Source organism: Bacillus sp. VT 712 (assembly GCF_001614195.1).
GTDB classification, from domain to species: domain Bacteria; phylum Bacillota; class Bacilli; order Bacillales; family Bacillaceae_H; genus Priestia; species Priestia flexa.
In genome coordinates this window covers 1-13,392 of record NZ_LWBK01000034.1, presented here as the reverse complement: position 1 = coordinate 13,392, position 13,392 = coordinate 1, and the positions used below count along the sequence as shown (strand labels likewise).

Annotated in this window: 11 protein-coding genes; 4 read left to right on the top strand and 7 right to left on the bottom strand. The window is 35.7% G+C overall.

Annotation, left to right across the window (positions count from 1 at the left end; translation table 11 throughout):
• Positions 1–53: 53 nt before the first annotated feature.
• From hemY to A2U94_RS15105, 4 genes are all read right to left on the bottom strand, one after another.
• On the bottom strand, positions 54–1,490 hold the full coding sequence (hemY, locus tag A2U94_RS15120) for a protoporphyrinogen oxidase (RefSeq protein ID WP_025907626.1): 1,437 nt from the start codon (positions 1,488–1,490) through the stop codon (positions 54–56).
• A gap of 72 nt (positions 1,491–1,562) precedes the next feature.
• Positions 1,563–2,510 (bottom strand): ferrochelatase, encoded by a 948-nt coding sequence (gene hemH, locus A2U94_RS15115; RefSeq protein ID WP_025907625.1) that lies wholly within the window; start codon positions 2,508–2,510, stop codon positions 1,563–1,565.
• A 95-nt stretch (positions 2,511–2,605) separates the two neighbouring features.
• Positions 2,606–3,649 (bottom strand): uroporphyrinogen decarboxylase, encoded by a 1,044-nt coding sequence (hemE, locus tag A2U94_RS15110; protein WP_025907624.1) that lies wholly within the window; start codon positions 3,647–3,649, stop codon positions 2,606–2,608.
• A gap of 192 nt (positions 3,650–3,841) precedes the next feature.
• Positions 3,842–5,977: a transglycosylase domain-containing protein gene (locus A2U94_RS15105; RefSeq protein WP_025907623.1), complete on the bottom strand. Its 2,136-nt coding sequence runs from the start codon at positions 5,975–5,977 to the stop codon at positions 3,842–3,844.
• A gap of 196 nt (positions 5,978–6,173) precedes the next feature.
• On the opposite strand from A2U94_RS15105, the gene A2U94_RS15100 reads away from it, so the two are divergent.
• The 3 genes from A2U94_RS15100 (at position 6,174) to A2U94_RS15090 (ending at position 9,078) form a co-directional block, all read left to right on the top strand.
• Positions 6,174–6,680 (top strand): antibiotic biosynthesis monooxygenase family protein, encoded by a 507-nt coding sequence (locus A2U94_RS15100; RefSeq protein WP_025907622.1) that lies wholly within the window; start codon positions 6,174–6,176, stop codon positions 6,678–6,680.
• 86 nt (positions 6,681–6,766) lie between these two features.
• On the top strand, positions 6,767–8,035 hold the full coding sequence (locus A2U94_RS15095; protein WP_035319851.1) for a membrane protein: 1,269 nt from the start codon (positions 6,767–6,769) through the stop codon (positions 8,033–8,035).
• Positions 8,036–8,250: 215 nt separating this feature from the next.
• Positions 8,251–9,078, top strand: a complete 828-nt coding sequence (locus A2U94_RS15090) for a hypothetical protein (protein WP_025907621.1) — start codon at positions 8,251–8,253, stop codon at positions 9,076–9,078.
• A gap of 258 nt (positions 9,079–9,336) precedes the next feature.
• Here the strand turns inward: A2U94_RS15090 and A2U94_RS15085 are convergent, their stop codons facing one another.
• The 3 genes from A2U94_RS15085 to A2U94_RS15075 all read right to left on the bottom strand — a co-directional run bounded on the left by A2U94_RS15085 (position 9,337) and on the right by A2U94_RS15075 (position 11,623).
• Entirely contained in the window at positions 9,337–9,882 is a 546-nt protein-coding gene (locus A2U94_RS15085) for a VanZ family protein (RefSeq protein ID WP_025907620.1), read from the bottom strand.
• 76 nt (positions 9,883–9,958) lie between these two features.
• Positions 9,959–10,354 (bottom strand): hypothetical protein, encoded by a 396-nt coding sequence (locus A2U94_RS15080; protein WP_025906969.1) that lies wholly within the window; start codon positions 10,352–10,354, stop codon positions 9,959–9,961.
• Positions 10,355–10,447: 93 nt separating this feature from the next.
• Positions 10,448–11,623: an FtsW/RodA/SpoVE family cell cycle protein gene (locus A2U94_RS15075; protein WP_025906972.1), complete on the bottom strand. Its 1,176-nt coding sequence runs from the start codon at positions 11,621–11,623 to the stop codon at positions 10,448–10,450.
• Between the two features lie 611 nt (positions 11,624–12,234).
• On the opposite strand from A2U94_RS15075, the gene A2U94_RS15065 reads away from it, so the two are divergent.
• On the top strand, positions 12,235–12,810 hold the full coding sequence (locus A2U94_RS15065; RefSeq protein WP_025906975.1) for a hypothetical protein: 576 nt from the start codon (positions 12,235–12,237) through the stop codon (positions 12,808–12,810).
• The last annotated feature ends 582 nt before the right edge of the window (positions 12,811–13,392 follow it).

Genomic DNA, 13,392 nt, shown 5'->3' with positions numbered 1-13,392 from the left:
CCTGTCAGCCGACGCAACTCCATGAGAATTTTTACAGAAAAAGCGAAGCAGGTTTACTTCTGCTCCGCTTTTTCTGCTTGAAAATATTTCAAGACTTGCTTCGCTGCATTCTCACCTTGTTCGATGCAGTCTGGTAACCCAAGTCCTTCATAAGAGCTTCCCGCTAGATATAAACCTTTCAGCTGTTCTTCAATAGCTTGATTGATTTCTTCTAAACGCTCTTGATGTCCAACCGTGTATTGAGGCATTGCTTTTTTCCATCGCGTCACCACATAGAATTCTGGTTTTTCCGTAATCTGCATAATGCGATTTAAATCCTCTAATACCACTTGAACAATTTCTTCGTCGGACTGATCGACAATTGCCTCATCTCCTGCTCTTCCCACATAGCAGCGTAGTAGTACTTTACCGTCTGGAGTGGAATGAGGCCACTTTTTATGAGTCCACGTACAAGCCGTAATTGTATAATCGCTGTTGCGAGATACAACAAATCCGGTACCGTTAATATCTTCTTTCACTGCTTCTTTCGGAAAAGCCATCGCTACTGTAGCAACAGAAGTAGACGGCATCTCACGAAGTGGTTCAAATATTGGATAGTGCGACAACATCGATTGAGCAGCGAAATGAGGAGAAGTGATAATGACTGCATCGGCAGTAATCTCTTTTCCATTGCTCAATGTTAAATCATATCGTTCACCCATACGGTTTACTTTTTCAACTTTAACTCCTTTGACGACCGCCAACGGATCAAGCTGCTCTTCAATTGCATCAACAAGCGACTGCAGGCCCTTTTTCAACGTTAAAAAAGCACCTTGCTTTTTTGCATTAGCATCCTCCGCTTGCTTAGGCTGAAGTTCTTTAAACTTCTTCATACCGACAATTAAACTTCGATGTCGCTGCTCTGCATGTAAAAACTGTGGAAACGTTGATTTTAAGCTTAAACGGTCAATGTCTCCTGCATAGATGCCGGAAAGCAAAGGCTCAATTAAGTTTTCAACAACCTCATCGCCTAAGCGTCTTCTAAAAAACATGCCCAGTGATTGGTCACCTTCTTGCTTTGTTTTGGGAATAACAAAATCGGCAGCGGCGCGCAGTTTACCAATCGGAGAAAATAGACCCGTTGTCACAAAAGGAGAAATCTTTGTTGGCACGCCCATTACGGCACCTTCTGGCATTGGATGAAGGTTTTCTTTCACCAATACGTAAGACTGGCCGGTTGAGTTATGAACAAGATCATCCCCTAATCCTACTTCTTTTACCAGCTTAGAGCCCGGTAATTTACGTGCTAAAAAGGAATCGGGACCTCTTTCAATTGTAAAACCATCACGGGTTACGGTTTGAATTTTCCCTCCTAATCGATGGGTTGCTTCAATTAATTGAAATTCATACGGCAAGCCTTTCTCTTTAATTACTTTTTGTAAGTAATAGGCAGCTGAAAGACCTGTTATTCCACCACCGATGATAACAATCTTTTTGTTTGCTTCCGTCATGTAATCATCGCCTTTTCATTAAAATTCAATAGAAAGAGAAGCGGCTAGGGTCATAGCTCGCTTCTTCTATTTTTATTGATTTTCAGATTCGTTATTTAATTTCTTTAACACCACTGTTGCTAATGCATCAATAAATTCTGGCTTAGCATTTGGCATTTCCGGACGATAGTAGTTTGCACCTAATTCATCCGTCACAACCTTGCATTCATAATCATTATCGTACAACACTTCAAGATGATCCGCAATAAATCCTACAGGTGTATATACGAAAGAACGGTATCCTTTATGCTCATACAAATCACGTGTTAAGTCCTGTACGTCTGGACCAATCCACGGATCTGGCGTATTTCCTTCACTTTGCCAGCCAACTTCGTAATTGCTAACTCCCGCACCTTCAGCAATAAGGTCTGCCGTTTCCTGTAGTTGCTTCGGGTAAGGGTCTCCAGCTGCAATGATTTTCTCTGGAAGACTGTGAGCTGACACGATAAGTACAGCTTTTTGTTTTTCATCGTCTGACATTAAATCAAACGTTTGTTTAACTTTCTCGACCCAATAATTAATGAACTTAGGCTCTTTATACCAGCTTTCAATTGAATGAATAACCAGGCCACCTAGCTTTTCAGCCGTTTCTTTTGCACGACCATTGTAAGATTTCACACTGAACGTTGAGAAATGTGGAGCAAGCACAATGCTAACCGCTTCTTTAATCCCATCTTTATGCATTTGTTCTACTGCTTCTTCAACAAATGGTTCAATGTGCTTAAGACCAAGGTAAGCCTTAAACTCAATTTCATCTTGAATTTCATTTAAATGCTGCTCAAGACATCGCATTTGCTCTTCGGTGATTTTCGCTAAAGGTGAAATACCACCTATTGCTTCATAGCGCTGTTTTAAGTCTTCAAGCGCTTCAGCAGATGGCTTTCTTCCTCTTCTAATATGCGTGTAATATCTTTCAATATCTTCTTCTTTATATGGGGTACCGTAAGCCATTACGAGTAATCCCATGACTTTTTTACTCATGATTTACACCTCTTTGTTAGAATTCGTCTGTTTCTACATTTTCTCACGAACAAAAATAAAAAGACAAAAAATAAGGCTCCGTTTTTTTTGACAATTTATTGTCTATTTATTGAATATTCATGAATAAAAGCAGTAAGCCTTTTTAACGTCTCAGGATTAACCTGTGGAAATACACCGTGTCCTAAGTTAAAGATATAGCCGTCTTGCTGCATTCCTTGATCAAGGATAGTTTTTGCACGTTCTTCAATAACTTCCCAAGGAGCTAGTAAAATTGCTGGATCTAAATTACCTTGTAGCGTTTTAGTTAGGCCAAGCTCTCGTGCTTCTTGAACTTGCATACGCCAATCGAGACCTACTACATCTAGCGGAAGGTCGTGCCATTCTTTTGCTAAGTGACTTGCTCCTACGCCAAACATGATAAGCGGCACATTCTTTTCTTTTAGCTCTGTAAAAATGCGATTCATTACTGGTTTAATAAAGTAGCGATAGTCTGCTACATTTAACGCGCCAACCCATGAATCAAAGATTTGAATAGCTCTTGCTCCAGCATCTATTTGTGCTTTTACATATGTAATTGTCATATCCGCTAACTTATCCATTAATGCAAACCAAGCTTTTGGCTCCGTATACATAAATGCTTTTGTCTTATTGTAGTTTTTAGAAGGTCCGCCTTCAATCATATAGCTAGCTACTGTAAAAGGTGCACCAGCAAATCCAATTAAAGGAACGTTCAGCTGCTCCGTTGTTAAAAGCTTGATTGTATCTAATACATAGGCTACATCTTCTTCAGGCGTAATATACCCTAAGTTTTCAACATCTTGCATTGAACGAATTGGGTTTGAAATCACAGGACCAATACCTGTTTTAATCTCAACATCCACTCCAATTGCAGGAAGCGGTGTCATAATATCTTTATATAAAATAGCTGCATCGACTCCGTACTGCTCAACTGGTAAGCGCGTCACATAAGCTCCTAATTCAGGCTGATGCGTAATTTCAAACAGTGAATACTTTTCTTTTAAAGCACGGTATTCCGGCTGAGAACGGCCTGCTTGACGCATATACCAAACTGGTACATGATCCGTCTTTTCTCCTCGGCATGCTTTTAAAAATGTATCATTCATCAGTTGTTGACTCATGGCTTCCACCTTTCTCTATCTGTTCGTCTCAAGTACTATTTGTTTTTCCTAATCTAACTTGTCCTCAATACTAACCGCAGTTTGATAAAAACTGCGGTTTATCTCTTTTCTCTACTTGTCACTATACTCATTTCTGTATCCGTTGTATAGACACCTGCTCAAAATGTCAAAAAATCGACTAACTATAACAATTTAATCGCTAAATAATGTTGGTGTTACCTCATTAGAAGGCATTCCTTCTTCTTTCGTTTGCGAATTATAGGGAACGATGTAGTACGTTGGTGATTTAAATAGATTTATGCGTTCTACTTCATATGAGCCTTTGCCTTTCACTTTTCCAATTACGTTTCGTTCACTACCTTGCTTTTCATAAACATAGTAGACAACGCGCTTATCTTCTGAAGGTTCCCACGTTAGATTAACCGTCAGCAGTCCAAATGGTTGAAATGTTAACTCTTGCTGGAGCGAGTTAATAATTGGCAGCCTGATTGGGTCAGGTAAATCTTTGACGCCTTTTGGTTTTTTAAATACTTTACCTGTTTCTTGCTTTGCCTCTGTCAAAATATCTTTGAACAATTGACTTGGATAAGAGCTACCTTTTGTAAGGTAATGCTGGTTATCCGTACGATCATATCCCATCCAAACGGCTCCCACTACACTTGGCGTATAGCCAACAAACCAAGCATCACGCGTTGCTCCTTTCACCCCAGCATAAGAAGTGGATCCCGTCTTCCCAGCCAGCGCTCCTTCGTACTTACCTACCGATGCTGTTCCATCTTTGACAACAGCTTCTAGCATTTTCGTCATATACCATGCGTTTTGGTTTGAAAATACGTTTGTAGTACCCTGCTCTGCCTTAGCAATCACGTCACCGTTTTGGTCTTTAATTTCTGAAATAAAGTACGGTTCTTTCTTTTCACCGTCTTGAGCAAACGTACTATAGGCAGATGCTAGCTGAAGAGGCGTAACTCCTTCTGTTAATCCTCCTAATGCAATTGATAGACCCTTGTCTTCCGTTTCTATGTCCAGCTTTGTTAAATAGGCTTTTGCAGTCGAAATTCCTAGCTTGTTTAAGGTCCAAACCGCTGGAATATTCTTGGAGTCTTTAATTGCGTCATACATTGTAACTTTTCCTGCATACTGCCCGTTAATATTTTGGGGCTTATATTGCCCAAAGTTTTGCTTCTTATCACTTAAGAGAGAATACGGTTTATAAAGGCTTTCCTGCAAAGCAGGTCCATAAACCGCTAAAGGCTTCATCGTTGAACCTGGTTGACGCTTTACTTTTACACGATTTAATCCTTTTTGAACGTAGTCTCGTCCACCCATTACGGATAAAACGCCGCCCGTACGATGATTCATTAATACAAAAGCACCTTGGGCTTGTTCATCCACTCCTGGAAAATAAGCAGCTTGTTGGAACAATTCATAAGCTGTTTCCTGATAGTCCCTGTTCATCGGAACAGTTACCGTATATCCGCCTCTTAATAAATCATCGCTTGAAATATGATGTTTTTCCGCTGCTTCTTCAATCACCATATCAATATAGGTTAAATAAGCAGGATTTTTCGTTTTTTGCTGTACGTCTAAACTAAGCGTACGTCCTTGCAGTCGTACCACCTCTTCTGCACTTAAAAAATCCGCTTTTTGCATCGAGTTTAAAACCACATTTCGCCGTTCAATACTCTTTTCTGGATGAAGAATAGGAGAATACGAATTTGGACCTTTGGGGAGTGCAGCTAGAAGAGCTCCTTCTTCTACGGTAAGCTCTGATACATCTTTGTTAAAGTACAGTTGAGATGCAGCTTGAATCCCGTAAGCACCGTGTCCAAAATAAATTTGGTTTAAATACATTTCTAAAATTTTTTGTTTACTATAGCGCTGCTCTAAGTTAATAGCTACCATTACTTCTTTTGTTTTACGAAGCCATGACTTATCATTTGTCAAAAAAATATTTTTAGCTAGCTGCTGCGTCAGTGTGCTTCCACCTTCTACTTTACTACCTGCTAAAATATCTTTATATAGCGCTCGCCCAATTGCTTTTACATCGATGCCGTGGTGCTCATAAAAACGGACATCTTCAACTGCAACAAATGCGTTTTGCACATGTTTTGGCACCTCTTCTATTGAAACCGGATCGCGATTTTCTACATATAGCTTCGTAATCTCATCACCGTTTTGGTCAACCAACTTTGTAGCCGAATTCATGACGAATTTTTTCTCATCAATTACATAGCTCCCAAAAAACAAAATCATAATATACCCAATCAGAGCAAATAATAAAATACCTGCTACGATAGAGAATATATAAAGTGCTCGTTTGTACATGCTACCACCTCTCTTCTTTTCATTGCATAATAGCGTATGTAGTACGGCGGTCATATGAAGAAAGCATGAGCCTGTCAATACCATCTTAAAGGACGAGCATCTATTTTTGTATTTTTTTGTTTAACATTTTATAATTTTAGTATGATTAATCTCTTTAAAATGTATGCATTTTCCAATTAAGAAGGAGTGTTCAAAAATGAATTTCTTTATTACATATGGAACTGTTGAATTTTTACAGCACTTAAAAGAACAACACCCCGAAGAAAAATTGTATTTACTTCATAAAGAAGGCGACCAAGGCTGCCTTTTACATGAAACAACTGGTGAAACAATATTTAAAGAAGGTCACAATTATGAAGTGCTAGATTACGTAGGCTCGATTGCAGATGGAAAATATGTGGTGATGAACAACATTGCGGTTACAGATGAAGGACGTCCTTTATTTGAAAGTAGATTTAATCAACGTGCCCGCTTAATTGAAAAAGAGCCCGGCTTTGCTGCGATTCGCGTTTTGCGTCCATTAAGCAACGATACCTATATTATTTTAACTGCCTGGGAAGAAGAAAAAGCCTTTACGGATTGGCAAGCGTCTCAAGCCTATAACCAAGCTCATAAAAAGCGCGGAACATCAGAAGGAGTAGATAAACAGCCAGCTATTTTTCTAAGACCTTCTTACGTCACAAGCTATCATGTTATCCACTAAAATACCCCAATCTCTCTACTAGGTCAGTGTCATATGAAAACACCCATTCATATGATACTATACACTGAACTATAGGGGGATTTTTTATGGGAATGGACCTCGTTTCTCTTCATTGGATATACATCTCTTTTATTTTACTTATCTTAGGATTCATGATTATTAGACGGGATACTACGATCATTTGTATTATCGGTATCTTTCTTCTTTCATTCACTGCTACTTCTTCTCTAACAGGATCGATTAGCGGTGTGTTTTCCAGTTTTATCTATGCTATTACAGAGTTGCTGCCTACTATTTTAATCATTTCAATTATCGTTTCCATGAGTAAAGCGCTTATTACAACGGGCATCAATGACATGATGATTTCTCCTTTTGCTCACTTCATTAAGACACCTACTCTCGCTTATTGGGTCATTGGACTTGTCATGATGATCATTTCCTTCTTTTTCTGGCCTTCTCCAGCCATTGCGCTGTTAGGCGCCGTCTTATTACCTGTTGCATTAAGAGCCGGGTTACCAGCGCTTGGTGTCGCAATGGCCATGAATCTATTTGGTCACGGTATTGCTCTTTCTGGGGATTTTGTCATTCAAGCAGCACCAAAGCTCACTGCGGATGCAGCAGGATTACCCGTTTCAGATGTTATTCAAGCAAGCGTTCCATTAGTGATTACAATGGGCGTTGTCACAACCGTTACGGCTTTTATCTTTTTAAAGAGAGATTTAAAGAACGGTACACTTCCAGTTCAAGCTTCTCCTCTTATTGAAGCAGCTGAAAATACCGAAAAGGTGCAGATGCCTCTTGTTTTGAAAAGAATCCTTGCACTTTTAATTCCAATACTATTTGCCTTAAATGTGTGGGCAATGTTTACGTTTAACTTGCAAGGTGGGGATGCAACAGCTTTAATTGGAGGCACTTCGCTTTTTATCTTAATGATTATCTCCATCATCGGACACCAAAACAAAGGGTTAGAAAAAACAACGTCTTACCTAATTGAAGGATTTCAGTTTGGATTTAAAGTATTTGGCCCGGTCATTCCTATTGCTGCCTTCTTCTACTTAGGTGACGCGGGATTCACGAGTATTATCGGAGACTTTTTACCAAAGGGTTCTCACGGAATTGTAAATGACCTTGGCGTAGCCATTTCTTCCGTTGTTCCTTTAAATGAACAGATTGCTGCTGTGACCGTCATGACCATCGGTGCGATTACCGGCTTAGATGGCTCCGGCTTTTCAGGAATTTCGCTTGTAGGATCCATTTCTCAACTATTTGCTACTGCAATTGGCAGCGGTACTGCTACGCTGACTGCTTTAGGGCAAGTTGCGGGCATCTGGGTTGGCGGCGGTACTCCACCATAAATAATATACATATAGTCTTTCTGCTTACTAAAAACAAAAAAGCACAGCGTGTATAAAAAGTGTTGGCGCACTTTTTATACCGTCCGCCTACTGAGGATAGGCAAACACTTGCTGTACTCTTAAATGTAGTTTAATACATTACAGGGTTCATTAGCAACGGTTTGCTATCACTGGTGAATCGTTGCTTTTTGTTTCTAAAAAGGAGACAGGACCCTATGAAGAAACGAATTGAAGTTATTGCAAGTGAAGAATCATTTAACAACCTTTCTACATTTACAGATCTTAAAGAAATGAACGAAACAGTTAGAACGTATAAAGATATGCTATGTACGTCTATTAAGCGTGCAGACGTACGTGCAAGACTTATCACATTACTAGAGCTTTTAAAACGCCATAGCTGTAAACAATTAGGTGTGAGCTATATGAATAAGAATACCATTGCAGCTAAACTAGAAGTATCTTATAAAACTGTGCAGCGTTTAATGAAGAAACTTGAGGATTTAAAGGTGATTAAACAAGTTCCAATGAAACGCAGTAAAGACATGTTACAAACATCAAATGCCATCGTGATTGAGCCAATTGAAGAAATGTCCGACAAGACACCTATTGAAAAGTCCAAGAAGTGTCCGGCCATTAAAACAACTACTCCTTCTTTAAAACAAAATATTAATAATAAACGTAATAGAACGTGCGCTTTAACACCTAAAGTTGCTAATTCTTTTTCCAAAGCAAACTTTGTGCCTCATTGGGTACCAGAACAATTTGCTGATCTAGTAAGCTGCTTTTACAATGAGTCCTCCACAATCTCAGAAATGTGGAAGGTTGTGAAGCAATGCAACCGTGTTATTAATCATATGACAGAAGAACGTGCGTTCACTCCACAACAAGAGTTAACTGTTGGATTAAAAGCTGTGAAAGAACTTGTGATGAAGGTTAAACAAGAAGCTAAGATTGATAATCTATTTGGGTATTTTAACGGCATTGTAAATAATGTGATGGATAAGCTCTATTTTGATGCTAACTTTATGAATCGATATATTTAAATATATCATTTGCGTGTTTTGTTTAAACACCATTAAAGTACTTTAAATTCAAGTCATAGCCCCTATCAAAATAATCTTAATGGAGTTAGTCAAAAGCCATAGGAAAATAGATTTTAATGATTTTTACTAAAAAAACAAGTAATATTACAATTATCATCATAAAGTATATAACACATAACACAAGTTACCCCTCCCCTTGTGTTCAAGGGAGGGATAACTTACCTTCTTTTAATGTTCATGTAATTTCTAAAAAAGCAACTATAATGCTGAAATCTTTTGGTATAGTTTAGCTAAGAGATATCCAATAATAACTCCCAAACTGTTCGTTATGATATCGTTAATGTCTGCAATTCTACCTCTTGGAACAACGTATTGTAAGAACTCCATTAAAAAAGATAATAGGAATCCTAATAAAGTAACTTTTAATAATTTATTTTGTATTTTAAAAGTTATTAAGAATCCGAAAGGTACAAATAAACAGATATTCAATAAGATGTTTCTAAAAACTAAGTCTAAACTAACAGAATTTTTTAACATAATATATATGTCAATAAAAGGTACAAAATTATATTGTCTATCAAAAACAACAATGCCAGGTAAAAGAGTAGAAAAATTAGTAACAAAAAAAACAGCTATCAATGATATAATAATTCCGCAATCAACTACTAACTCCCTAAATGAAAATTTCTTATTACTTTTTTTATTTCTTAATAGCTTTATGGCTATAAAGACTGTTAATACAATAAAAGAAACTAAAAGAAAAAATGGAATAAAACCACCAAAAGCTCTTAATAATTGAGTCATATTTTCCCCTTCCATTAAAAAATTTAAATATAAAAAACAAAATTCCAACGATAGGAATTTTGTTTTTATTTTCATATCACCATGTTAATTTTATAGAAACGCTCCCTCTCATAGGAAGGCCTGAATAATTTCGCAAATAGATTCTATACTCTCCAGAGCCACTTTTATCTTTAGTTAGCTCCGTAGAGGAACCAACTGTAGACGAAACAGCTTTTTTAGCCACATCTGTGTATGAAGTTTTGTATTTCTTTTGTAAAAAAATTGTGATTTTAGCATCATTAACACCTGATGAAGGGTTTAATTTAACAGTTGCCGTTGGAGTACTGTCTGCTTTAATCCATCTACCAAAAACTCCTCCAGTCATGCTATAAGTTGAGGTATAAGAGCTGCTACCTGCTAATACGTAGCTTCCTGGAATTAAGATTGCAAAAATAATTACAATAGAACTTAAAATCTTTTTGGCTTTTTTCATTTTTTGTTCCACCCTTTAATGTAATATAATATAGTAAAAAAGACTTTTATTATATTACATTAAAGGGATGTTTTTGTAAATATGTTTTTTTTATCAAGTCACTTCTAAGCGCTTATATTTATATTTTTTTTCAAATCTATTAAACATAGATATATTTACTACTACACCTATAGAGCCTAAAAGTAAAACCAAAGAAGATCCACCAAAGCTAATAAAAGGTAAGGTAACACCTGTTATAGGTAAAATCCCTGTTACTGCGCCTAAATTAACAAATGCTTGAATACCAATCATAACTGATATACCTACAGCAAGAAGTGCTCCAAAGCTATCTTGACATTGAATTGATATTTTCAAACCTCGAAATACTATAAAAAACAAAAGGAATAAAACAACCACTACTCCTAAAAACCCTAATTCATCAGCAATAACAGCCATAATAAAATCAGTATGTGATTCTGGCAAATAACCAGCTTTTTGTATACTTTGTCCAAGACCGCTTCCTAAAATCCCTCCATTACTTATAGCAAGATAAGAATTAACTAGTTGGTATCCATTACCTAATTCCTCTTCGAATGGATTCATAAAACTTGTAAATCTACCTAATCTAACTGGTGAAAATATAATGTCCAGATTTCCTGTTATTAATAGTATTAGTAATACAATGAACATAATTATTATGCTTAGTAATACTAACTTTAAAATTGTTTTAAGTTCTATACCCGAGCATACAACAATTGATCCACACGTAATTAAGATAAGTAAAATTCCACCATAGTCAGGCTGGAGAGCTATTAGAAAACAAATCAAACAAACAATCATCGCAGGTGGCATAATAGAACGTTTCAAATCATTTATATAACTTTGTTTTTTTGAAAGTACAGCCGCCAAATAAATAATAAGTACTAACTTAGTAACTTCTAAAGGTTGAATTGTTAATGGTCCAATTTTAAACCAGCTTTGCGCATTTCCAGCTGTATGACCAAATATTAATACTGCAACTAGGAGCATAATTACAATCAGTAGAGAACATTGTAAAAGCTTTTTGTTGCTATATATTTTGTAAGGTACGAACGAAGTGATGCAAAAAATTAAAAGTCCTAAAATCAATGCTATCTTTTGTTTTTGATAAAAATAATCTGCTGATACACCATATCGTGTTATAGCTGTAATCATGCTAGAGCTATATACCATTAACAATCCAATTAAACACAGAAAGACTATAGCAAAAATAAATTTGTAATCATAACATTTTAAAATTTTTTTAAACATATTAACTCCTAATGTTTTTTATAATTTCATATGAACATAAAAATAATTATGAAGAATAGAGTTATAGCAAGCGTAATAATACCTCTTTTTAGCTTATCTGCTATAAGACAATCATAGATACCATGTAAAATACAAGAAATAAACACAACTATAGTACATATTTCATATAAAAATGCACTATCAAAATACCAACCTAATATCATTAATATTAGTAAAAAATACAATGATATTTCAGTAATTACCTTTTCATTTACTATTTTTTTTGACTTCACATATACACCTCGAAACTATATTATAAGATTCTTCTGTTTTTAAAGCTTGAGTTAACGTTTTATACGTATTTTTATTTCTTAAACAATCTACTCACTGATGTAAACCCTAGACCTTTAATCATTGCGAGCCTAAAAATATTCTTACATTACATTAACTTTATCACTTTAAGATAATTTTTTAAATCTTTAATACTAACTCCATTCATATCAGTAGAGTTAATTATTAAAAATAATTAATTTTTTCGAAATTAACTGTTTACCAATAATATTTACATGATAAAATATACTAAAATGTAATTATATGTAATAAATATAATAAGTTTTAGAGGATGGCAAGAAATGAAAAAAATAATTACATATTCACTAGCTTCAACTTTAATATTAGGATCAGCAACACCGATTGCTGCACAAAGTAAAGAGCAAGAAGAAACAATCGTTGCTAATGAAAGTGAACAGCAAGAGTTTACTTATATCTACAAAGATATTGAGTTTACTGGAAATGTTCAGATGTCTGAAGAACAACTAGAAGGGTTGTATAATAATGCTGTCTCACCTGAACCGACATTTACTACTTTTGGTGCTGACTCTGGTTTAGGTTATGTTTCAGTAATATCTCCTAAATACGTAACATATAAAAATACAACAACAAAATGGGCAGCAGAATTAATTGTAGCTTATCTTGTTTCAAAAGCTCCTACAAAGATTGCATCAGCTGTCTTTGGTTCTTGGACTTTAGGTAAAATACAAGGCTGGGCTAGTTCTATAGGGCCCACATATGTAGGTGCATGGGTTTCTACTTCTTACGTTTCAGGACAACGGCGCTATTATGAAACTTTAGCTCACTACAAAAATAGTAACTATACATCCCCAAAATCTGTACAATATTATGATGTCACTGCTAAATGGAAGAAATGAAAATGCAGAATTCCTATGAACACAAAGTAGTAAAACCCAATAGAAAGTATGACAATTTCTTAACTTTTGTTGTACTAACAGTCTCTTTAAGAATGTTCGATTTTTTTGAAAAATATATCAATAATAACTATATTGGATGGGCGTCTACATTAGTTTTCTTTATAGTAATACTAGCTTTAATTAGTAAAGTTAATCTTTCATTAAAATTAAGAAAATTATGCGAAAGATTGAAAATTAATATTTTTATGTTATATGGAACCTATATAATAATTCACTTTATAATTTTTATGTTTATTTTTAAACTAGATTAATTGTATAGACTGTATGAAAAGCAAGAGGCTGGGACAAAACCCTCCTCTGAGATGAAAAAAGCCGTGAAATTTTACGATGAGTAAAATTTCACGGCTTTGTTTTATTTTTTCCATAAAAATAAGGACCACTTCTGATAAAATATAGTCACCACAACAAATTCAACCAGAAAGAAGGGTCCTTATGTTTAAAGATTATAACATGAATCAATTAATTTTACCTTTAGAATTAGAAATGAAATTACAAGAAAACGATATCGCCTTTTCTATCCAT